This is a genomic window from Streptomyces sp. NPDC059142, from assembly GCF_042755665.1.
GTDB lineage: Bacteria > Actinomycetota > Actinomycetes > Streptomycetales > Streptomycetaceae > Streptomyces.
The window spans coordinates 83759-105094 of the sequence record NZ_JBHZDA010000003.1 but is presented as its reverse complement, the minus strand read 5'-3'; the positions used below and the strand labels follow the sequence as shown (position 1 = coordinate 105094).

Sequence of the window (21336 nt, the reverse complement as noted above, 5' to 3'; positions counted from 1 at the left end):
CACACGATGACTTGGCACGGGGAACCACTGGTCGGCTTCGACCTGGAGACCACCGGTACGGAGCCGCTGGAGGCCCGGATCGTGACGGCGGCGGTCGTCGAGGTCCGGGGCGGCGAGGTGATACGGGAGCGGAGCTGGCTCGCGGACCCGGGCATCCGGATCCCCGAGCAGGCGTCCGCGGTGCACGGCATCAGCAGCGAGCGCGCGGCCTCGGAGGGGCGCCCGGCGCCCGAGGTGGCGGCCGAGGTCGCGGAGGTCCTGCGCGGCTACTGGGCGCGCGGGGTCCCAGTCGTGGCGTACAACGCGCCGTTCGACCTGACGCTGCTCGCCGCGGAGCTGCGGCGCCACGGGCTGCCGCGGCTCGATCCGGTCGGCCCGGTGATCGACCCGTACACGATCGACCGGGCCGTCGACAAGTACCGCAGGGGCAAGCGCAATCTGGAGGCCGTCTGCGGGGAGTACGGCGTGGTGCTGGACGCGGCCCACGAGGCGGGCGCGGACGCGCTGGCGGCGGCCCGGGTGGCCACCGCGATAGCCGAGCGGCACGCCTCGGTGGCCGCGCTGACCCCGACGGAACTGCACGAGCGTCAGATCGCCTGGTACGCGGAGTGGGCGGTGGACTTCCAGCGCTTCCTGCGCAAGAAGGGGAACACGGACGCGGTGGTCGACGCGGTCTGGCCGCTGCGCGAGCCGGCCGTCACGACGGCGCCCTGACCCCCCGGGCCGCGCGGATCCGTACCGCCGCGGCCGGTTCCGCGCCCCGGCAGGGGTGGGGCGTACGGGTCAGAAGGGGTACCAGCGGACCTCGGGGTCGTCGGCGCGCAGGGAGGCGACCCGGCGCCGGAACTCCGTGAGCGCCTTCGGGTTGGCCGGGGCGTGCTGCGCCACCCAGGCGCAACTGGCCGTCTCGCGGGCGCCGCGCAGCACCGGGCAGCCGGACCAGGCGCGGACGTCCCAGCCGTAGACCCCGGTGAAGGTGTCGTACGCCTCGGGGGCCAGCCCGTACCGGTCCCGGGACAGCGCCATGACCACCAGGTCGTGTTCGCGGAAGTCCACGGAGAAGGTCTCCAGATCCACCAGTACCGGCCCCTGAGGGCCGACATGGACGTTGCGCGGCAGCGCGTCGCCGTGGATCGGGCCGGGCGGAAGGTGCGGGGTGAGCGTCGCGGCGGCCTCGGCGAAGCCGTCCCTGCGGCCGCGCAGATACTCGGCGTCGGCGGGGTCGATGGTGTCGCCCGCGATCCGCAGCCAGCGCTCCACCCCGCCGAGCAGTTCACGGCGGGGGAGGGTCAGTACGGCGGGATCGGGGGCGGGCAGCGCGTGGACGAGCCGCAGCAGCGCGGCCAGATCGGCGGGCTCCGCCGGGCGTACGGCCTCGGGCAGCCGGTGCCAGAGCGTCACCGGATGGCCGTCCACGGACCGCGCCCCGGATGCGGCGGCCCGTACGGCCGGCACCCCGGACTCCGCGAGCCAGGACGCGAGGGCGACCTCGCGCCCGGCGCGCTCCAGCAGCTCCGGGTGGTCCCGCGCGTCCCTGCCGACCTTGACGACCAGCCCGTCCGTCCCGAACACCGCGTTCTCACCCAGGGCCAGCAGCTCCGCGTCGTGCGGCAGCCCCGTCGCGGTCAGGATCTCCCGCGCCCGCGCCTCGTCCATCGTCGGCTCACTTACTTCCGGTCGTCTCTCGGCGCGTTCCACCGCGTCCTGGTCCACCCAGAAGTCTCCCATCCGCCCGCGTGCGCGTGCTTGACGTACCGCACCGGCGTCCCCACGATGACCAGGACGGACGGGACGGCCCCTGACAGCCCCACCCGAAGGAGTCGTATCCGTGACATCGGCCACCGCGACGACGCGGTCGGCGCGCGAGCCGGCCGGCACGGACCCCTCCGGCACGGGCCGTACGGGACGCCCCCGGAAACCGCTGGACCACGGCGCCTGGTTCCTGGTGCTGCCCGCGCTGCTGCCGATCCTGGTGCTGAGCGTCGGCCCGCTGCTCTACGGCGTCGCGCTCGCCTTCACCGACGCGCAGTCCGGCCGGACCGAACCCACCCGGTGGATCGGCGCCCTCAACTTCCAGGACCTGCTCCACGACACGCTCTTCTGGGACTCCTTCGGCATCGGCCTGCTCTGGGCGGTCGGGGTGACCGTGCCGCAGTTCGCGCTCGGCCTCGGCCTCGCCCTGCTGCTCGACGCGGAGCTGCGGCTGCGCTGGCTGGCCCGCGCCCTGGCGATCATCCCCTGGGCCATGCCCGAGGTCGTCGTCGCCGTCATGTGGCGGCTCGTGTACCACTCCGACGCCGGGGTCCTCAACGAGACGCTGCGCGATCTGGGCCTGGGCGAGGGCCGGGACTGGCTGACCGGTCTGACCACCGCCCTGCCCGCGGTGATCGTCGTGGGTGTCTGGGCCGGTCTGCCACAGACCACCGTCGCCCTGCTGGCCGGCCTCCAGAACACCCCGCGCGAACTGCACGAGGCCGCCGCGCTCGACGGCGCGGGCGCCTGGCGCCGCTTCCGCACCGTCACCTGGCCCGCGCTGCGGCCGGTCGCCCTCGCCGTCACGGCGCTCAACTTCATCTGGAGCTTCAACTCGTTCGCGCTGGTCTATGTGCTGACCAGCGGCGGCCCCGGCGGCCGTACCCGGCTGCCGATGCTCTTCGCGTACGAGGAGGCGTTCCGCTACGGCCAGTTCGGCTACGCCGCCGCGATGGGATGCGTGATGGTCGCCGTGGTCTCCGTACTCCTCGCGCTCCATCTCGTCGGCCGGCTCACGAAGGGGGCGGAGGCATGAGCCCGCGCGTCAGCGGCTCCGTGCGCGCCGGACAGTACGCCGCGCTCCTGTGCTACCTCGTCTTTCTCGCCTTCCCGTTCCTCTGGCTGATGTCCACGGCCTTCAAACCGGCCCGGGAGCTGGGCAGTCTCCACCCGACCTGGATCCCGCACCACCCGACGCTCGACAACTTCCGGCAGGCGTTCGACGAGCAGCCGCTGCTGCGCGCGGCGGCCAACAGCCTGACGGCCGCCCTCGCCGCCGCGCTGATCGCCGTCCTCGTCGCCACCCCGATGGCCTATGCGATGGCCCGCCGGCGCGGCAGGCTCGCGGCGGCGGCCACCGGCTGGGTGGTGGTCAGCCAGGCGTTCCCGTTCGTCCTGGTGATCATCCCGCTCTTCCTCGTCCTGAAGAACCTGCGGCTGATCGACTCCCTGGGCGGGCTGGTCCTGGTGTACGTGGTGTGGTCGCTGCCGTTCGCGCTCTGGATGCTCACCGGGTACGTCCGCGCCCTGCCCGCCGAACTGGAGGAGGCCGCCGCCGTGGACGGCGCGGGCCGGATCCGTACCCTCGTCTCCGTCACCGCGCCGCTGCTCGCGCCCGGCATCGTCGCCACGGCGCTCTTCGCGTTCATCACGGCGTGGAACGAGTTCTTCTTCGCGCTCGTCCTGCTCAAGTCGCCGGGGAAACAGACCCTGCCGGTGGTGCTCACCCACTTCCTCGGGGCCGAGGGCGTCGCGGACCTCGGGCCGCTCGCCGCCGCCGCGTTCCTCGCGACCCTGCCCTCGCTCCTCGTCTTCGCCCTCATCCAGCGCCGGATCACCGGCGGGATGCTGGCCGGGGCGGTGAAGAGCTGATGCGCCGGCCGACGGCCCTCGTGGCGGTCGCCGCCGTGCTCGCCCTGCTGCTGGGCGGCTGCTCCGGTGGCGGCGACGGCGCGCGGGACGGCCGGATCACCCTGCGCTTCCAGTCCCTGGCCTGGCAGGACGAGTCGGTCCGCGCCACCAGGGAGCTGGTCGAGGAGTGGAACGCGGCCCATCCCGGCATCCGCGTCGAGTACGTCCAGGGGAGCTGGGACAGCGTCCACGACCAGCTCCTCACCTCCTTCGAGGGCGGCGAGGCGCCCGACCTCATCCATGACGCCGCCGACGATCTCGCGGACTTCGCCTACGGAGGCCACCTGGCCGACCTGCGTCCCCTGCTCCCCGGCCGGCTCACCCGGGACATCCCCCGGCGCAGTTGGGACACGGCCACCTTCGGGGACGGCGTGTACGGCGTGCCGTTCCTCCAGGAGCCCCGCGTCCTGATCGCCGACCGGAAGGTCCTGGCGGCGTCCGGGGTCCGCGTCCCCACCGCGGAGCGGCCCTGGAGCTGGCCGGAGTTCCGGCGGATCAGCGGTGAGCTGACCGCGTTCATGCGGCAGGGGAAGGACGGGAAGGGGCCGGACGGCAAGCGGTACGCGGTCGCCTGGCCGCTCAAGGACCCCGTCTCCGCCACCCTCAACCTCGGCCTCTCCACCGGCGGCCGACTCTTCCACCGGGGCGCGGACGGGAAGGTGACGATCCGGTTCACCGAGGACGACGCCGTGGTCCCCGACACGATCAGGCGGCAGGTCACCGTCGACCGGAGCGCGTCGGGCGCCACCCTCGGCATGGGCGGCTCCGACACCCTGCCCGGCCTGTTCGGCGGCCGGTACGCGATGGTCCCGCTCGGGTTCTCGTACCGCCGGCAGATCATTCAGCAGGCGCCCGAGGGGTTCGAGTGGACCGTCCTGCCCGCCCCCGCCGGTGACGGCGGCACGGCCCCCGGGGCCGCCGCGTCCGTGCAGGGCGTCAGTCCGCAGACCCTCTCCATCGCCCAGGACAGCCCGCACAAGAAGGAGGCCGCGCGCTTCCTCGACTTCCTGCTGCGCCCCGCGAACATGGTGCGCCTCGCGAAGGGCGACTGGATGCTGCCCACCGGCACGGCGGCCCTCGCGGACCCGTCGCTGCACACCGCCGAACACGGCTGGGCGACGGGCGCGGCGCTCGCGGGCGGACTGAGCCCGGCGCCCGCCCAGTCCGTACGCGGCTACCCGGAGTGGAAGGACAAGGTGGCGACCCCCGCGCTCCAGGAGTACTACAGCGGCGCGATCGACCGGAAGGAGCTGCGTGCCCGCCTGGTCGAGGACGGCAACCGGGTACTCGCCCGTTACCAGCGGTAGTCGGGGCGGGCCCCGGAAATGAAGTTGCACGAGACGTATCGTCTCGCTTACGTTGTGGCCATGACCGCAGCCGAGCCCGCCCACATCGCCATGTTCTCCATCGCCGCCCACGGACATGTGAACCCGAGCCTCGACGTCATCAGGGAACTCGTCGACCGGGGCCACCGCGTCAGCTACGCGATCCCCGAGATCTTCGCGGAGAAGGTCGCGGTCACCGGCGCCACGCCGGTGATCTACACCTCCGTCCTGCCCACCCCGGACGACGACCCCGAGGCATGGGGCACGGAACTCATCGACAACCTGGAGCCCTTCCTCGACGACGCGATCCAGGCCCTGCCGCAGCTCGCCGCCGCCTTCGAGGACGACCGCCCCGGCCTCGTCCTCGGCGACACCACCTCGTTCCCGGCGCCGGTCCTCGCCCACCGCTGGGGCGTGCCGTTCTTCCAGATCTCCACGCACATGGTCGCCTGGAACGGCTACCTGGAGGAGGTCGCGGAGCCGATGCGCGCCGAGCTGGAGAAGTCCGAGCGCGGCAGGGCCTACCGGGCACGGTTCGCCCGGTGGCTCGCCGACCAGCACATGGACCACACCGACCCCGACCGGCTCTCCGCCGAACCGGGCCGCTCCCTCGTCCTGATCCCCAAGGCCCTCCAGCACCGGGCCGACGAGGTGGACGAGTCCGTCTTCACCTTCGTCGGCGCCTGCCAGGGCGACCGCGCCGACCAGGGGGAGTGGCGGCGGCCCGCCGGGGCGGAGAAGGTCCTGCTCGTCTCGCTCGGCTCGTCCTTCACCAAGCAGCCCGCGTTCTACCGGGCGTGCGTCGCCGCCTTCGGCGGGGATCCCGAGTGGCATGTCGTGCTCCAGATCGGCAAGAACGTCGAGGTGTCGGAGCTGGGGGAGATCCCCGCCAACATCGAGGTACGCGACTGGGTGCCGCAGCTCTCCGTCCTCCGGCAGGCCGACGCGTTCATCACCCACGCGGGCGCCGGCGGCAGCCAGGAGGGGCTGGCCACGGCCACCCCGATGGTCGCCGTACCGCAGGCCGTCGACCAGTTCGGCAACGCCGACATGCTGGTCGACCTCGGTGTCGCGCGCCGGATCGACACGGCCGAGGCCACCCCCGAGGCGCTGCGCGAGGCCGTCCTCACCCTGGTCGCCGACCCGGAGGTCGCCCGGGAACTCGCCGGGATCCGGGCCGGGATGGCGGCCGAGGGCGGCACCCGCCGGGCCGCCGACCTGATCGAGGCCGCGCTCACGGAAGCCGGACGGTGATCGCCGGGGGATCCGTGCCCGGCGCACGCCGGGTGCCCCGGGCGCGGCCCCGCCCTATCGTGGGCACATGATCACGACGTACGTGGCGCTCCTGCGCGGCATCAATGTCGGCGGCCACCGGAAGGTCCCCATGGCGGACCTCCGGGCGCTGCTCACCGGACTGGGCCATGGGCAGGTCCGTACGTACCTCCAGAGCGGCAACGCCGTCTTCACCAGCACGTCCGGCGACGAGCGGGCCCTCGCCGCCGGGGTGGAACGGGCCGTCGAGGAGCGCTTCGGCTTCACCGCCGACTGCCTGGTGCGCAGCGCCGCGTATCTGCGGGCCGTGGCCGACGCCTGTCCCTTCCCGGCCGCCACACTGGAGGGCAGGCAGCTCCATCTTCTCTGCGCCTCCGAACCGCTGGAGCCCGAACGGTTCGCCTCGCTCGACCCGGCCGTCTATCTCCCGGAGGAGTTCCGGCTCGGCGACCGGGCCCTGTACCTGTACGCCCCCGACGGGCTCGGCCGCTCCAGGCTCGGCGACGCGCTCGGCCGGCCCGCCCTGTTCAAGGGCGTCACGGTCACCAGCCGCAACTGGAACACCGTCGTCCAACTGCTGGAACTGGCCCGTGACTGACCGCACCTCGCCCATCGCCGCGGCCATCGCCGCCGAACTGCGCCTCCTCGACCCGGTCGTCCGCGCCTCTCCCGCGCTGCTCGCGGAGCTGCTGCACCCGGAGTTCCGGGAGTTCGGCGCCTCGGGCCGGGAGTGGGACCGTGCCGCGATCATCGCCGCGCTCACCGAGCCGGGCGGGCCCCCGCCGCGCCCCGTCACCACCTCCAAGATGCGGGGCGCCCGGCTCGCGCCCGACGTGGTGCACCTCACCTACGACACCGAGACGGACGGCCGCCGCGCGCACCGCAGTTCGCTGTGGCGGCTGACGGGGGACACCTGGCTCCTCCACTTCCACCAGGGCACGCCGTACGGCTAGGAGCCTTCGTTACGAGAGGCCCTCACCCCGGCCGGCCCCGGTGAACGGGCCGCCGGTGGCGAAGGCCAGGCCGGCGAAGCGTTCGCCCATGCGGCGGTGGGCGGTCGCGTCCGGGTGGAGGTCGTCGGGCAGCGGCAGTTCGGCCGAGTCGGCCTCGCCGTAGAGGGCGCGGCCGTCGAGGTGGTGCAGATGCGGGTCCTCGGCCGCCCGCTCCGCCACGATGCGGGCCAGCTCGTCCCGGATGACGGCCAGCGTCAGCTTCCCCTGGGCGCGTTCCGCGGGGTCGCCCGTCGCCCGGAACCGCAGGCGCCCCGCGCTGAGCGCCGCCAGGTCCGGGGCGGTGGGCCCGGGGGTGTCCTCGTGGATCGGGCAGTGGATGGGCGAGACGACGAGCAGCGGGGCGGTGGGGTGGCCCTCGCGGAGGGTGTCGAGGAACCCGTGGACGGCGGGGGCGAAGGCGCGCAGCCGCATCAGATCGGCGTTGACCACATTGATGCCGATCTTGACGCTGATCAGGTCGGCGGGGGTGTCCCGCATGACGCGGGCGGTGAACGGGTCGAGCAGGGCGCCGCCGCCCAGCCCCAGATTGACCAGCTCGACACCGCCGAGGGAGGCGGCCAGCGCCGGCCAGGTGGTGGTGGGGCTCGCGGCGTTGGAGCCATGGCTGATCGAACTGCCGTGGTGCAGCCAGACCGCCCGGCCCGGGTCGGGCGCGGGCTCGACGGGGGCGTCGGTGCGCAGGGCGACGAGTTCGGTGGTCTCGTCGTGCGGCAGCCAGATCTCGATGTCCTTGACGCCCTCGGGCAGCTCGCCGAAGCGGAGGGTGCCGACCGGGCCCGGCGTGGTCTCGGCCGAACCGGTGGTCATGTCGAGGGTCACGGTGTTGCCGCCGGTCACCACCGCCTGCCCGGTGAGCCGGCCGTCGACGAGCAGGTCGTACACACCGTCCGGGCGGGCCGGGGCGCCGACGTAGGCGCGCTTGGTGGGCAGGGTGTCCAGCTCCAGGGCGGTGGCCCGGGTGCGCAGGGCGAGCCGTACCCCGGAGGGCTGGGACTCGGCGAGGGCGAGCTGCGGGTCGGCGCACTGTGCGCGGGCCCGGGCGGTCAGCCGGTGCGGCAGCACGCCGTGCTCGGTGCGCTCCACTTCGATGGCGCCGCGCAGGAGGTCCGCGGTGACGGGCGTGGTGATCCAGGAGGTCCGGGTGGTCATGATCTCAGCCTGTGGGTCGGGGGCCGGGTACGGCCCGGAGGTCGGATGTCCGAGGGGCGGGCGGGGAACCGGGGGCGGGGGAATTAGGTTTTTTCTCCGGGTGTGGACCAGCTCCGCAGCAGGGTGTCGAGGTGGTCGAGGGTCCAGGTCCACGACTCCTGCGCGCCGGGGGCGCTGTGGCTGAAGCCGCCCGCCAGCTCCAGGCTGACGAAGCCGTGGAAGACGCTGCCCAGCAGCCGTACGGCATGCGTCTGGTCCGGCTCCGTCAGGTCGTAGCCGCGCAGGATCGCCCGGGACATCTGTGCGTGCCGGCCCCCGGCGCTCGCCGCCGCGGCCTCCGGGTCGAGCCGGAACTGGGCGGCGGCGTAGCGGCCGGGGTGCTCCCTGGCGTAGTCGCGGTAGACGTCGGCGAAGGCGGTCAGGGCGTCCTTGCCGGCCCGTCCGGCCAGGGCGGCGGCGCCCCGGTCGGCCAGCTCCTCCAGGGCGAGCAGGGCGATCCCCGTCCTGAGGTCGTGGGAGTTCTTCAGATGCGAGTAGAGGCTCGCGACCTTGACGTCGAACTGCCGGGCGAGCGCCGAGAGGGTCACCTGGTCGAAGCCGACCTCGTCCGCCAGCTCCGCCCCCGCCCGGACCAGACGTTCCGTGGTCAGTCCCGCACGTGCCATAACCATCCCTCCATCAGCCTGAACCGATTATGCATTTGCCTATAAGGCTTAGGCAAATTAGCTTACGGAGTATGAAGCCGCTGACCGAGCAAGAGATCCGTACCGCGTTCGTGAACTGCACCAAGGGCGAGGCGAAGCGCCTGTCCGTACCGCGCGACCTGGCCGACCGGCCCTGGGACGACCTGGACTTCCTGGGCTGGCGGGATCCACAGGCACCCGACCGCGCCTACCTCGTCGCCGAGCTGGACGGCCGCCCCCGCGCCCTCGCCCTGCGCTCGCCCGCCCCCGGCGCCTGGCAGACACGGCGCAGCATGTGTGCCATATGTCTGACCCTGCACACCGGCGGCGTCTGTCTGATGGTCGCGCCCAAGGCGGGCAAGGCCGGGCAGCAGGGCAACTCCGTGGGCACGTACATGTGCGGCGATCTCGCCTGCTCGCTCTACCTCCGTGGGAAGAAGGACGCGGGCATCGGCTCCCGGCTCCCCGAATCCCTGACCCAGGAGGAGCGGATCCGGCGGGCCGTGGGGAACGTCGCGGTGTTCCTGGCCAAGGTGACCGCCTGACCCGGGCCCGCCCGAACAGGTCAGGCGGCCGGCCTGTCCATGCCGGCCCGCGGCACCGGGAACCGCTGCGCGCGGGCCGCCCACCGTCCCTCCGTACGGGAGATGCGCACCGGATGGCCGAAGCAGGCGCTGACCCGGTCCGTGGTGAGGACGTCGTCGGCGGGCCCCGACCCCACGCACCGCCCCGCGCGCAGCAGCATCGCATGCGTGGTGGAGGCGGGCAGCTCCTCCAGATGGTGGGTGACCAGCACCGTCGCCAGCTCGGGATGGGCCGACCGCAGCTCGTCCAGCGCGCTCAGCAGTTGCTCGCGGGCCGCCAGATCGAGACCGGTGGCCGGCTCGTCCAGCAACAGCAGCCGGGGCCGCGGCATCAGGGCGCGCGCGATGAGCGTACGTCCCCGCTCGCCCTGCGAGAGCGTCGGCCAGCGCGCCGCCTCCTTGCCGTCCATGCCCAGCGTCGCCAGCAGCCCGGCCGCCCGCGCGCGCTCCTCGGCCGACGGCGACCAGCGCGGCAGCGGCTCGACGGAGTTGGTCAGCCCGGTCAGCACCACGTCGAGGACCCGCAGCGGCGACCGCAGCGGATGGCGCGGGTTCACATGGCCCAGCAGGGCCCGCAGCCCGCGCAGATCGACCCGCCCCAGGGCCTCGCCCAGGATCTCGACCGTGCCGCGGGTGGGGTGCGTGAGCGCCCCCACCATCCCCAGCAGGGTGCTCTTCCCGGCGCCGTTGGCCCCGAGCAGCGCCCAGTGCTCCCCACCGCGCACGGTCAGCGAGACCGAGTCCAGCAGCAGTTTCCCGTCGCGGACGACATCCACGTCGTCCGCGCGCACCACCACGGTCGTCATGCGCGTGTACTCCTTCAGCCGGTCGCTTCGGCCGGTCGGTCAGTCGGCCGGCCCCGGTCCGGTTCGGTTCGGTCGGCCGGTTCGGTTAGTCAGTCAGTCAGTCAGCCAGTCAGTCAGTCGGCCGGCCGGTCGATCTCGGGCGTGCCGAGCGCGTCCAGGCCGCGCATGTCCTCGGCGGACAGCCGGATCGCGGCGGCGGCCAGGTTCTCGTCGAGATGCGCGGGCGAACCGGTGCCCGGGGTCGGGCACAGCACGGGGGAGCGGTGCAGCAGCCAGGCCAGGGCGATCTGCCCGCGCGTGGCGCCATGACGCCCGGCCACGGAGTCGAGCGCCGATGCCGTCGCACCTGTCAGCGCGCCGTTCGCCAGCGGGAACCACGGCAGAAACGCGAGCCCGTGCGTCTCGCACAGCTTCAGCACCTCCGCCGACGCGCGGTCCAGGAGGTTGAAGCGGTTCTGCACCGAGGCGATCCCGGTCAGGGAGAGCGCCCGTTCGAGCTGCTCGGCGGTGATGGTGTCCAGGCCGATGCAGCGGATCTTACCTTCCCGCCGCAGCTCGTCCAGGGCCCCTATCTGCTCCTCCATCGGCACCGCGGGGTCCAGCCGGTGGAGCTGGTACAGGTCGATCGTCTCCGTACGCAGCCGGCGCAGGCTCGCCTCGCACATCGCCCGCAGCCGCTCCGGGCGGCCGTCGACATGCCAGGTGCTGTCGCTCGTCCGCACCACGCCGCCCTTGGTCGCCACGGTCAGCCCGGCCGGATACGGCGCCAGCGCCTCGGCCACCAGCTCCTCCGCCAGCCCCGGCCCGTAGTTGTCCGCCGTGTCGATCAGGGTCGCCCCGCCGTCGACGGCGCGCCGCAGAACGGCGACGGCGTCCGCCCGCTCACCGCGCGGGCCCCAGTAACCGCCCCCGGTGAGCTGCGCCGTACCGAACCCCAGCCGCCGTACCGGCGCCCCGCCGCGCAGCGTGAAGGTCTCCGCGAGCTGTCCGCCCGCCAACTGTCCGCCCGCCAACTGTCCGGCCGTTCGTCCACCTGTACGTTCCGTCATTCCCGGACGGTATCCGACTGCGAACACCGCGCCACGCCGTACGGGAGCATGCGCTGCCCCTGCTCCGGCTGGGTACCGGCGCCCCGCAGGCGGGCCGGGTCCGCCCCGGCGGCCGGCGGCAGCGGGCTCAGTAGACGTCCCGTACGTACCGCTTCTCGGCGGCGAGCCGCTTGACGTACGCGGCGGCCCCTTCCTCGTCCAGACCCCCGTGGGCCATGGCCAGTTCGCGCAGCGCCCGGTCGACGTCCTTGGCCATCCGGGAGGCGTCGCCGCACACGTAGAAGTGGGCGCCGTCCTGGAGCCAGGACCAGAGCCGGCCGCCGTGCTCGCGCATCCGGTCCTGGACGTAGACCTTGGCCCGCTGGTCGCGGGAGAAGGCGGTGTCCAGCCGGGTCAGGGTGGCGTCGCGGCGCAGCTCCGCCAGCTCCTCCTGGTAGTAGAAGTCGGTGGCGCGCCGCTGCTCGCCGAAGAAGAGCCAGTTCGGGGCCTGGTGGCCACGGGCGCGCCGCTCCTGGAGAAAGCCGAGGAAGGGGGCGACCCCGGTGCCGGGGCCGACCATCACCATGGGGGTCGCGGGGTCGGCCGGCGGCCGGAAGTGCGGGGAGCGCCGCACGTGGACCGGTACGGGGCTGCCGGGCGCGGCGTCCGCGAGGAAGGCCGACGCGACCCCCTTGCGCGGCCGGCCGAGGCGGTTGTCGTACCGGACCACGGAGACCGTCAGCCGGACGAGCGCGGGATCGGTCAGCGGGCTGGACGAGATGGAGTAGAGGCGCGGTCGCAGGCGTTTGAGGGTGTCGGCCCACTCCGCGGCGGTGGCCCGTACGGGGTACTCGGCCATGATGTCGACGCACTGGCGCCCCCATGTCCACTGGGCCAGCTCGCCCTTGTTGTCCGGCCGCAGCAGCTTCTTGAGGGCGCGGTCGTGGGTACGGTCCGCGACGAGGCGCAGCAGCGCGGGGGTGATCGCGGCGATGTCGAGATGGCGGTGGAGCGCGTCACCGAGCGCCACCTCGCCGGGGCCGGAGAGGTCGACGGGCGTGGCGGCGTCGAGCCCGGTGACGGCGAGCCATTCGGCCACGAGGTCGGGGCAGTTGCGGGGCTGCACACCGAGGGCGTCGCCCGCCTCGTAGACGAGCGGGACGGGGCTGTCGCCGGTGTCGAAGGTGAACTCGCGCACCTCCTTGGTGGCGCCGGGGAGGCTGAGCAGCCGGTTCCCGGCCAGCCGGGCGGTGACCGGCGCGGCCTCGGAGGGACGGGCCTCCGGCGCGGACGGCGTGCTCCCGGCCGCCTGCTCCGACAGGGTCGCGCCGGGACCGGCGACGGCGTCCTCAGTGGCGACGGCGTCCTGACCGCCGGTCGCGCCCGGACCGCCGCTCGTGTCGGGACCGGTGGCCGGCTCCGTACGGAGGGCCGTGCGTACGTGGTCGAGCCACTGCTCGGCGGGCTGTTCGTACTCCGGTTCGCAGTCGGTACGGGGCACCAGACGGACGGCGCCCAGCTCGTCGAGGCGCGCGTCGAGCCGGCGGCCGTGGCCGCAGAAGTCGTCGTACGAGGAGTCGCCGAGGGCCAGCACCGCGTACCGGACGCCGTCCAGCCGGGGGGCGTCGGGCGCGCTGAGCGCCGCCCAGAAGCCGGAGCCGTTGTCGGGGGCGTCGCCGTCGCCGAACGTGCTGGTCACGACCAGCAGATCGGCGCCCCGCCCGACGGTGTCCCGCGCCGTGTCGTCGTCCATGTCGAGCAGCCGCGCCGCGTGTCCGTCCTCGGCCAGCCGCCGGGCCACCAGGGTCGCGGCCTCCTCGGCGTTGCCGGTCTGCGAGGCCCACAGGACGACGATCTCGCGCCCCGGCGCGGCGGCCGGGGAACCGCCGGGCAGCGGAGTCGCGGGGGTCGCGGGCGTGCCGGAGGTCGCGGGGGCGGCGGAGGCCGCGGTACGGGAGTACATCCCGGCGAGGACACCGTTGACCCACAGGGCGTGCGCCGGGGCGAACGGCGCACGGTCCGGCAGCACCGGCGTGGCGCCCCCGGCCCCCGCGCCCGCCTCCGTCCCGGCGCCCGCTTCACCGGCGCCCAGCCCGGTGAGGAACCCCGCCAGGTAGTGGCGCTCCTCCTCGGACAGCACCGGCGGCGCGAGATCCGCCCCGAACACCGCCGCCAGCGCGGCCACCCTCCCGTGCCCTTCGACCGCCGTGGACGCCTCCTCCACGGGAGGCGCGGCGGGCGGGGTGGCGAGCCGGGTCAGCGACACCGCGCACACCTTGAACTCCGGCTGGAAGGAGATCGGGTCGACCGCGTCGTTGGTGACCGCGTTGACGCAGGTGTACTCCCCGAACAGGTCGTTCCAGTGGAAGGGCGCGAAACAGCCCCCGGGCCTGACCCGCTCGGTCACCACCGCGGGCAGCACCGCCCGGCCCCGACGCGACGCCACCTCCACCGGGTCGCCCTCCGTGATGCCCAGCTCCCGAGCGTCCTGAGGATGGATCTCCACGAAGGGCCCGGGGTCGAGCTTGTTGAGCTTGGCGACCTTGCCGGTCTTGGTGAGCGTGTGCCACTGGTGCGGGAGCCGGCCGGTGTTCAGCACGTACGGGAAGTCGTCGTCCGGCAGTTCGGCGGCGGGCAGGTGCGGGCGCGCGTGGAACACCGCCCGGCCCGAGGCGGTGGGGAAGACGAGCCGGGGCCTGCCGCCGTCGGGACGTTCGGCCAGGGTCTGGCTGACACCGTCGTTGAGGTAGCGGACCGGGTTGCGCTCGGGGCCCGAAGCGGAGGCGCTGGGCCACTGCACGGGGGTGCGGCGCAGCCGCTCGTAGCTCACCCCGCGCAGGTCGTAGCCGGTCCTCGGGTTCCAGGCGCGCTTGATCTCCTCGAAGATCTCCTCGGCGCCGCCGTAGCCGAAGGCGTCCTCGTACCCCATCTCGCAGGCGATCCGCGCGATGATCCGCCAGTCCGGCCACGCCTCGCCCGGTGGCTCCACGGCCTGCCGGCTCAGGGTGAGGGTGCGCTCCGAGTTGACCTGGACGCCCTCGGACTCGGCCCACAGGGCGGCGGGCAGGGCGATGTCGGCGTACGCGTTGGTCTCGGTCTCGGCGAAGACGTCCTGCGTGACGACGAACTCGGCGCGTTCGAGCCCTTCGATGACCGTCCTGCGGTTGGCCACCGACGCGACGGGGTTGGTGCAGATGATCCAGCACGCCTTGACCTCCCCGTCGGCCATCCGCCGGAACAGGTCCACCGTGCCCTCGCCGAAGCCGTCCGCCCGTACCGTCCCGGGCCCGACGCCCCACAGCTCCTCGGTGAACGCCCGCTCCTCCGCCACCAGCACCGACCGCTGGCCCGGGAGCCCGGGGCCCATGTACCCCATCTCGCGCCCGCCCATCGCGTTGGGCTGGCCCGTGAGGGAGAACGGGCCGCTGCCGGGGCGGCAGATCGCCCCCGTCGCGAGATGTAGATTGACCAGCGCGTTGGTGTTCCAGGTGCCGTGCGTGGACTGGTTGAGCCCCATCGTCCAGCAGCTCATCCACTCGCCCGCGTCGCCGATCCACTCGGCGGCGCGCCGGATGTCCGCCTCCGGGATGCCGGTGATCTCCGCGACCTTCGCGGGCGGGTACTCCGCGAGGAAGGCGGGCATCTCCTCCCAGCCCTCGGTGTGCTCGGCGATGAACTCCGGGTCGGTACGGCCGTTCTCGACGAGGAGGTGCAGCAACCCGTTGAGCAGGGCGAGGTCCGTGCCCGGCCGGATCTGGAGGAAGAGATCGGCCTTCGCCGCGGTGGCCCCGCGTCGCGGGTCGACCACGATCAGCTTCGCGCCCGCCCTGACCCGCTCCATGAGGCGCAGGAAGAGAATCGGATGGCAGTCGGCCATGTTGGAGCCGGTGACCAGGAAGACGTCCGCGTGCTCGAAGTCCTCGTACGAGCCCGGCGGGCCGTCCGCGCCCAGCGACAGCTTGTAGCCGCTGCCCGCGCTCGCCATGCACAGCCGCGAGTTGGACTCGATCCGGTTGGTGCGCAGAAAGCCCTTGGCCAGCTTGTTGGCGAGGTACTGCGCCTCCAGCGTCATCTGCCCCGACACGTAGAAGGCGATCGCGTCCGGGCCGTGCTCGTCGAGGATCGCGCGCAGCCGCCGCGCGGTCTCCTTGACCGCCGCCTCCGTCGGGGACGGTACGGGCTCGTCGCCGCGCTCCGCCCGTACCAGCGCGGTCGTCAGCCGCCCCGGGGCGGTCAGCAGCGCGGCGGAGGTGGCGCCCTTCGTACAGAGCCGGCCGCGGTTGGCCGGGTGGGCCGGGTCCCCGGACGCCTTGAGGACGGTCCTGCGCCCGTCGGGCTCGGCGCCGACGTCGAGCAGGATTCCGCAGCCGACACCGCAGTACGAGCAGACGGTCCGCACCTGGGTGGCGGTGGCGGTGGCGCCGTCCTGGGGTTGTGCTGCGGTCACGGGCGGCCTCTTTCGTGGACGCGGGGGCCGCCGGGGGTCCGGGGCGTGCGGCCTGTCCTCCGACCGCCTTCCGACCGTACGAAGGGCCCGTTACCCGGAGATCACGCCGGACGCGTACGACGCGTTACGCCTGCCACACAGCCGCCCGCGCCGCCCCGTGAGGAGCTTCCGCTCCCCCTCCTGAGCAGTGGGGGAGCGGAGCCTCCTCAGCGAGGAGGCTTCTCACCGACGCGGCTCCTCACCCGATCAGGTGGAGCGGTCCCGCTTCCGCCCCGCACGCTCCCCGGTGTCCGTCACGCTGTCCCCGTGCCCGTCCGCCGCCCCCACGCCACCCGCTGAGGAGCCCGCCATGCCCGATCTCTGGATGCCCGGTGCGGAAAGACTCGACATCAGGGACCACGCCCCCACCGACGGCGGCCCGGCCAAGGCCGTCGCCCACATCACCTGGGACCGGAACGCGACCGAGGCCGAGCCCCGGGACCTCGTCCCGTACGCGAACCTCAGGGCGTACTTCTCCGGGGACGGCAAGGGCGTCGCCCCGCACCTCCTCTGGGACCCCTTCACCGGCACCTTCTGCCAGTTCGTCCCGGCCGACTCCCGGTCCAAGTCCCTCGCCGACCTGCCGGGCGGTACCCGGACCAACCGCGCCGGGGCGGTGGTCCTCCAGATCGAGGCGCTCTTCTTCCCCTGGTGCGTCGTGAAGGGGAAGGTGTACGAGTCGCTCAGGGACACCCCGTGCGAGGGGTGGCCCGCGCTGCACGCCTGGATCAAGGCGTGGGGCGTCCCCGACACCTGGCCGATGGGCAGGCCCGACGGGTTCGTGAGCCGGCGCGACGAGAGGGTCTGGGCGGAGAAGGCCGGCTGGTACGGCCACGCCCAGGTCCCGGAGAACGACCACACGGACCCCGGCACCTGGCCGGACTTCCCGTAGCCCGTAGCCCGTGGTTCTTGGGCCGTGGGCCGTGGTCCCCGGCCCGTCCTCGGAACTCCGGCCGGGGAGCTACCGGCCGAGGCGGTCGAGGCCGTCGAGACGGTCGAGCACGCGCCGCGTGACCTCCTCGACCTCGCCCAGCGCGTCGACGACGGCCGTACGCCCCGCGTAGTAGGCCAGCAGGGACTCGGTCTGCTCGTGGTGGATCCGCAGCCGGTGCCGGACCACGCCCTCGGTGTCGTCGGCGCGACCGCGCGCGAGCAGCCGGCGCACGACGATCTCGTCGTCGATCCGGAACTCCAGGACCCGGTCCAGCCTCTTCCCGAGCCCGGCCAGGATCGTGGTGAGCGCGTCCGCCTGGACCACGCTGCGGGGGAACCCGTCGAGCAGGAACCCCTGGGCCGCGTCCGCCGCGCCCAGCCGCTCCGTGACCAGGGCGGCGGTGAGTTCGGTGGGCACCAGCTCGCCCGCGCGCAGATACTCGTCCGCCTCCAGGCCCAGCGGGGTCCCCTCGGCGATGTGCGTACGGAACAGGTCACCGGTCGAGACATGGGGCACGCCGAACTCCGCGGCGAGAAGGGCTGCCTGGGTCCCCTTGCCGGCGCCGGGCGGGCCGAGAAGCACAAGTCGCACGCTGGGATCCTTCGCGGTCGCCCTCCGTCCCCGTCTTCCCGCGAGGCCGTCCCGTCGTTATACCCGCGCCCACCGGGCCCAGACGTGACGCCGCTCACGGCGGTGTCGGTGGGCTCGCCTATGCTGAAGGCGTCGTACCGGAACGGGGGTCGGGATGCGTTACGTCATCATCGGGGCGGGAGCGGTCGGCGGCAGCGTCGGCGGCCGGCTCGCCGAGGCGGGCCAGGACGTGGTCCTGGTCGCGCGAGGCGCGCACCACGCGGCGCTGCGCGACCACGGCCTGCGGCTCACCACACCGGACGGCACCCGCACGCACCGGCTGCCGGTCGTCGACGGACCCGACGCCCTCGACCTGCGCCCGGACGACGTCCTGGTGCTCTCCGTGAAGACCCAGGACAGCACGGCGGCGCTGGACGCCTGGTCGGCCCGGCCCGTCGCGGGCGGCGGTACGGCGGGCGAGGTGCTGCCGCTGGTCTGCGCGCAGAACGGGGTGGAGAGCGAGCGGCTCGCCCTGCGCCGCTTCCGGCACGTGTACGCGATGTGCGTCTGGCTGCCCGCGACCTATGTCGAACCGGGCGCGGTGAGCGCCGGAGGCGCCCCGTACACCGGCATGCTGCACCTCGGCCGGTACCCCTCGGGGACGGACGGGACGGCCGCCGCGATCGCCGCCGGGATCGAGAAGGGCAAGCTCCTCGCGCCGGTCGTGCCGGACGTGATGCGCTGGAAGTACGCCAAACTGCTGGCCAACCTCGCCAACGCGATCGAGGCCGTCACCGGGGCGATCGGCGAGGAGAGCTGGGAGCTGGTCCGGCGCGCCACGGCGGAGGGCGCTGCCGTCCTCGACGCGGCGGGCATCGCATACGCGGGCCCCGAGGAGCAGGCCGAGACGCGCGGCGACCACATCACCTTCGCTCCGGACAGCGGCGTCGAGCGCGGCCACGGCTCGTCCTGGCAGAGCCTCAGCCGGGGCACGGGCACGATCGAGGCGGACTATCTGAACGGCGAGATCGCCCTGCTGGGCCGGGCCCACGGGGTCCCCACCCCGGTCAACGACACGCTCCAGCGCACCGCCAACGCCTTCGCGCGGGAGCACCGCGCGCCGGGCTCGATGAGCGTCGCGGAGCTGGCCGCCCTCATCGACGCCGCAGGCTGACGGCCCGCGCCGCAGGCTGGCGGCCCGCGCCGCGAGCTGACGCCGCACGCCCGAGCTGACGGCCCACGCCTCACGCGTGGCCGACGAGTTCCCTGGCCGGGGCCGCCGCCGCGCTGTCGTAGCGGCGCAGGAGCAGCGACGCCACCTCCGGCGCCGCGCCCAGCACCCCGGCGAGTACATCGGCGCCCGCCTCCCGCGCGCCCGCCGCGATCCGGTCGGGGAGCCGGCCCGGGGCGATGACGTACGGGGCCACCGCCACCCGCCGGACGCCCTCCACCCGCAGCGCGCGGACCGCGTCCTCGGTGCGGGGCAGGGATGCGGAGGCGAACGCAGGCCGCACGGCGCACCAACCGGTGTGCCGCCACTCCCGCGCGATATCAGCGATCACTGCGATCGCCTCCGGGTCGGAGGAGCCCGCCGAGGCCAGGACGACCCCGGTCGAGCACTTGTCGGCGGGCGTCAGGCCCGCCTCGTACAGCCGCCGTTCCAGCGCGGCGCCCAGCAGCGGCGACGGGCCGAGCACCCCGGCCTGCCGGATCCGCAGGCGCGGATGGCGGAGCGTCGCCGCGCGCAGCACCGCGGGGATGTCGGCCTTGGCGTGGAAGGCGCGCGTCAGCAGCAGCGGCAGCGCGACCACCTCCCGTACGTCCTCCACCGCGAGCCGGTCGAGGACGCTCTCCACGGACGGGGTGTCGAAGTCCAGGAACCCGGTCTCCACCCGCAGCCCCGGCCGCAGCGCCCGCAGCCGCCGGGTCAGGGCGCGTACGGTCGCGGCGTGCCGGGGGTCGCGGCTGCCGTGCGCCACGAGCAGCAGCACGGGCCGCGGCGCGCGGTACGACAGCAGACGGCGCACGGCTCCTGTCATCGCCATCAGCTCTTCACCAGCAGGCCGCGCCCGCGCAGCACCCGCCGCTCCAGCGGGCTGAAGATCAGCAGGTCGATGGCGATCCCGACGATCAGGATCAGGAAGATGGCGAGGAACACCATCGGCATGCTGCCGACCGTACGGCCGTTCTCCAGCAACTGACCGAGCCCGACGCCGAGATCCGGTGAGGACGCGATGATCTCCGCGGCCATCAGCGAGCGCCAGGAGAACGCCCAGCCCTGCTTGAGCCCCGCCAGATAGCCGGGCAGCGCGGCCGGCATGACGATGTGCCAGGTGCCCCGCAGCCCCGTCGCGCCGAGCGTGCGCCCGGCGCGCAGGAAGAGCGGCGGCACCTGGTCGACCCCGGAGACCAGCCCGTTGGCGATCGAGGGGACCGCGCCGAGCAGGATCACCGCGTACATCATCGAGTCGTTGAGACCGAGCCAGATCACGGCCGGCGGCACCCAGGCCACCGACGGCAGCGACTGGAGCCCGGAGAGGATCGGGCCGATGGCCGCGCGGACGAACTTCACCCGGGCCACCAGGAGCCCCAGCGGGGTGCCGATCAGCAGAGCCAGCAGGAAGCCCAGCAGACCGCGCGAGACGCTGGTCCAGATGTAGCCGAGCAGGGTGCCCTGCGCCCACGCGTCGGAGACCTCGCCCCACACCGCGCCCGGCGACGGCAGCTTGTAGCTGTCGGTCACCTCGGCCCACACCAGCACCTGCCACACCACCAGCACCACCGCGACGGCGATCGCCGGCGGCAGCGCCTTCGAGACGAGCGTCCGGCGCAGCGGTGTGCGCCCGGTCTGTACGGTGTCCAGCGCGTCGAGCCCGGCGCCCAGACCGGCCAGGTCGACGCCGGGCGCGGCGTCCCGCTCGGCGGCGTCCCGCCCGGTCGCGTCCCCGCGCGGCGTCCCCTGCTCGGACGTCGTCTCAGTGCTGGCCATGACGGCGGATCTCCCCACGCAGTTCTTCGGTGATCTCGACGGACAGCTCCGCGACCGCGGCGTCCTCGATACGGCGCGGCTGCGGGATGTCCACCCGCCACTCGCGGGCCACCCGGCCGGGCCGGGACGACAGCAGGACCACGCGCTGGGCGAGCCGTACCGCCTCACGGACGTTGTGCGTGACGAACAGCACCGACAGGTCGGTCTCCCGCCAGATCCGGGTCAGCTCGTCGTGCAGCACGTCCCGGGTGATCGCGTCGAGCGCCGCGAACGGCTCGTCCATCAGGAGCAGTTGGCTGTCCTGCGCGAGTGCGCGGGCCAGCGCGACACGCTGGCGCATCCCGCCGGACAGCTCGTGCACCCGCTTGCCGTACGCCCCGTCGAGCCGGACGAGCCCGAGCAGCCGCTCCGCCTCGCCGCGCCGCTCCTGCTTGGCCACCCCGCGCAGCCGCAGCGCCAGTTCGATGTTCTTGCCCGCGGTGAGCCACGGGAACAGCGCGTGCTCCTGGAACATCAGCGCGGGCCGGCCGCCGGGCGTCTCGATGGACCCGGTGGACGGCCGGTCGAGCCCGGCGACCAGATTGAGCAGGGTGGACTTGCCGCAGCCCGAGGCTCCCAGGAGGGTGACGAACTCGCCGGGCGCGACGTCGAGCGTGATGTCGTCCAGTACGAGCTGCCGCCCCGCAGGGGTCGCGAAGGACTTCGAGACGTGCGCGATTCGGGCGGCGTGGTCCACCGCCGGGGTGGCCTCGGCGGCCTTGGCAAGGGTCGATGCCACGGTCGTCACCTCCTGGGAACGGTGTGGTTTCGGGGGTTTCGGGTGCGGGGGCGGGT

Annotated in this window: 20 protein-coding genes; 10 read left to right on the top strand and 10 right to left on the bottom strand. The window is 73.8% G+C overall.

Annotation, left to right across the window (positions count from 1 at the left end):
• Positions 1-6: 6 nt before the first annotated feature.
• Entirely contained in the window at positions 7-714 is a 708-nt protein-coding gene (locus tag ACFXPK_RS02730) for a 3'-5' exonuclease (protein WP_385070821.1), read from the top strand.
• A 69-nt stretch (positions 715-783) separates the two neighbouring features.
• On the opposite strand, the gene ACFXPK_RS02725 is transcribed toward ACFXPK_RS02730, so the two are convergent.
• A complete protein-coding gene (locus ACFXPK_RS02725) occupies positions 784-1656 on the bottom strand; it encodes a phosphotransferase enzyme family protein (RefSeq protein ID WP_385070918.1) in 873 nt (290 codons plus the stop codon).
• 172 nt (positions 1657-1828) lie between these two features.
• Here ACFXPK_RS02725 and ACFXPK_RS02720 point away from each other — a divergent pair, with 172 nt between their 5' ends.
• The 6 genes from ACFXPK_RS02720 (at position 1829) to ACFXPK_RS02695 (ending at position 7213) form a co-directional block, all read left to right on the top strand.
• Positions 1829-2788, top strand: a complete 960-nt coding sequence (locus ACFXPK_RS02720; protein WP_384993975.1) for a carbohydrate ABC transporter permease — start codon at positions 1829-1831, stop codon at positions 2786-2788.
• A complete protein-coding gene (locus ACFXPK_RS02715; protein WP_384993972.1) occupies positions 2785-3624 on the top strand; it encodes a carbohydrate ABC transporter permease in 840 nt (279 codons plus the stop codon). The genes ACFXPK_RS02720 and ACFXPK_RS02715 overlap by 4 nt, the downstream gene beginning before the upstream one ends.
• A complete protein-coding gene (locus ACFXPK_RS02710) occupies positions 3624-4970 on the top strand; it encodes an ABC transporter substrate-binding protein (RefSeq protein WP_385070816.1) in 1347 nt (448 codons plus the stop codon). The genes ACFXPK_RS02715 and ACFXPK_RS02710 overlap by 1 nt, the downstream gene beginning before the upstream one ends.
• Positions 4971-4988: 18 nt before the next feature.
• The gene (gene mgt / locus ACFXPK_RS02705; protein ID WP_385070813.1) at positions 4989-6242 is read left to right on the top strand and encodes a macrolide-inactivating glycosyltransferase; all 1254 of its coding nucleotides are present in this window, start codon (positions 4989-4991) and stop codon (positions 6240-6242) included.
• 67 nt (positions 6243-6309) lie between these two features.
• On the top strand, positions 6310-6858 hold the full coding sequence (locus tag ACFXPK_RS02700; RefSeq protein ID WP_385070810.1) for a DUF1697 domain-containing protein: 549 nt from the start codon (positions 6310-6312) through the stop codon (positions 6856-6858).
• Complete coding sequence (locus tag ACFXPK_RS02695) at positions 6851-7213, top strand: DUF4440 domain-containing protein (protein ID WP_384993962.1); 363 nt, start codon at positions 6851-6853, stop codon at positions 7211-7213. Before ACFXPK_RS02700 ends, ACFXPK_RS02695 begins: the two co-directional genes overlap by 8 nt.
• Before the next feature lie 9 nt (positions 7214-7222).
• Here ACFXPK_RS02695 and ACFXPK_RS02690 read toward each other — a convergent pair whose 3' ends face one another.
• Positions 7223-8422: a GDSL-type esterase/lipase family protein gene (locus ACFXPK_RS02690; RefSeq protein WP_385070807.1), complete on the bottom strand. Its 1200-nt coding sequence runs from the start codon at positions 8420-8422 to the stop codon at positions 7223-7225.
• Positions 8423-8505: 83 nt separating this feature from the next.
• Positions 8506-9087, bottom strand: coding sequence for a TetR/AcrR family transcriptional regulator (locus ACFXPK_RS02685; protein ID WP_385070804.1), 582 nt, complete (start codon positions 9085-9087; stop codon positions 8506-8508).
• 71 nt (positions 9088-9158) lie between these two features.
• On the opposite strand from ACFXPK_RS02685, the gene ACFXPK_RS02680 reads away from it, so the two are divergent.
• Complete coding sequence (locus tag ACFXPK_RS02680; RefSeq protein WP_384993956.1) at positions 9159-9650, top strand: FBP domain-containing protein; 492 nt, start codon at positions 9159-9161, stop codon at positions 9648-9650.
• A 20-nt stretch (positions 9651-9670) separates the two neighbouring features.
• Here ACFXPK_RS02680 and ACFXPK_RS02675 read toward each other — a convergent pair whose 3' ends face one another.
• The 3 genes from ACFXPK_RS02675 to ACFXPK_RS02665 all read right to left on the bottom strand — a co-directional run bounded on the left by ACFXPK_RS02675 (position 9671) and on the right by ACFXPK_RS02665 (position 15970).
• Complete coding sequence (locus ACFXPK_RS02675) at positions 9671-10495, bottom strand: ABC transporter ATP-binding protein (RefSeq protein WP_385070801.1); 825 nt, start codon at positions 10493-10495, stop codon at positions 9671-9673.
• 113 nt (positions 10496-10608) lie between these two features.
• Positions 10609-11544 (bottom strand): aldo/keto reductase, encoded by a 936-nt coding sequence (locus ACFXPK_RS02670; RefSeq protein WP_385070798.1) that lies wholly within the window; start codon positions 11542-11544, stop codon positions 10609-10611.
• A gap of 127 nt (positions 11545-11671) precedes the next feature.
• Positions 11672-15970, bottom strand: a complete 4299-nt coding sequence (locus ACFXPK_RS02665) for a molybdopterin-dependent oxidoreductase (RefSeq protein ID WP_385070795.1) — start codon at positions 15968-15970, stop codon at positions 11672-11674.
• A 349-nt stretch (positions 15971-16319) separates the two neighbouring features.
• Between ACFXPK_RS02665 and ACFXPK_RS02660 the strand changes: the two genes are divergently transcribed.
• Positions 16320-16901 (top strand): hypothetical protein, encoded by a 582-nt coding sequence (locus ACFXPK_RS02660; protein WP_384993946.1) that lies wholly within the window; start codon positions 16320-16322, stop codon positions 16899-16901.
• Between the two features lie 69 nt (positions 16902-16970).
• On the opposite strand, the gene ACFXPK_RS02655 is transcribed toward ACFXPK_RS02660, so the two are convergent.
• Positions 16971-17534, bottom strand: coding sequence for an adenylate kinase (locus ACFXPK_RS02655; protein ID WP_384993943.1), 564 nt, complete (start codon positions 17532-17534; stop codon positions 16971-16973).
• Between the two features lie 154 nt (positions 17535-17688).
• Here ACFXPK_RS02655 and ACFXPK_RS02650 point away from each other — a divergent pair, with 154 nt between their 5' ends.
• Positions 17689-18687 (top strand): ketopantoate reductase family protein, encoded by a 999-nt coding sequence (locus ACFXPK_RS02650; RefSeq protein WP_385070791.1) that lies wholly within the window; start codon positions 17689-17691, stop codon positions 18685-18687.
• Positions 18688-18757: 70 nt separating this feature from the next.
• Here the strand turns inward: ACFXPK_RS02650 and ACFXPK_RS02645 are convergent, their stop codons facing one another.
• From ACFXPK_RS02645 to ACFXPK_RS02635, 3 genes are read right to left on the bottom strand one after another with little or no spacing between them, the layout of a single operon-like run.
• Complete coding sequence (locus tag ACFXPK_RS02645; RefSeq protein ID WP_385070788.1) at positions 18758-19558, bottom strand: sirohydrochlorin chelatase; 801 nt, start codon at positions 19556-19558, stop codon at positions 18758-18760.
• A complete protein-coding gene (locus ACFXPK_RS02640) occupies positions 19558-20502 on the bottom strand; it encodes an ABC transporter permease (RefSeq protein WP_384993936.1) in 945 nt (314 codons plus the stop codon). Before ACFXPK_RS02640 ends, ACFXPK_RS02645 begins: the two co-directional genes overlap by 1 nt.
• Complete coding sequence (locus tag ACFXPK_RS02635; protein WP_384993933.1) at positions 20489-21289, bottom strand: ABC transporter ATP-binding protein; 801 nt, start codon at positions 21287-21289, stop codon at positions 20489-20491. Before ACFXPK_RS02635 ends, ACFXPK_RS02640 begins: the two co-directional genes overlap by 14 nt.
• Between the last annotated feature and the right edge of the window lie 47 nt (positions 21290-21336).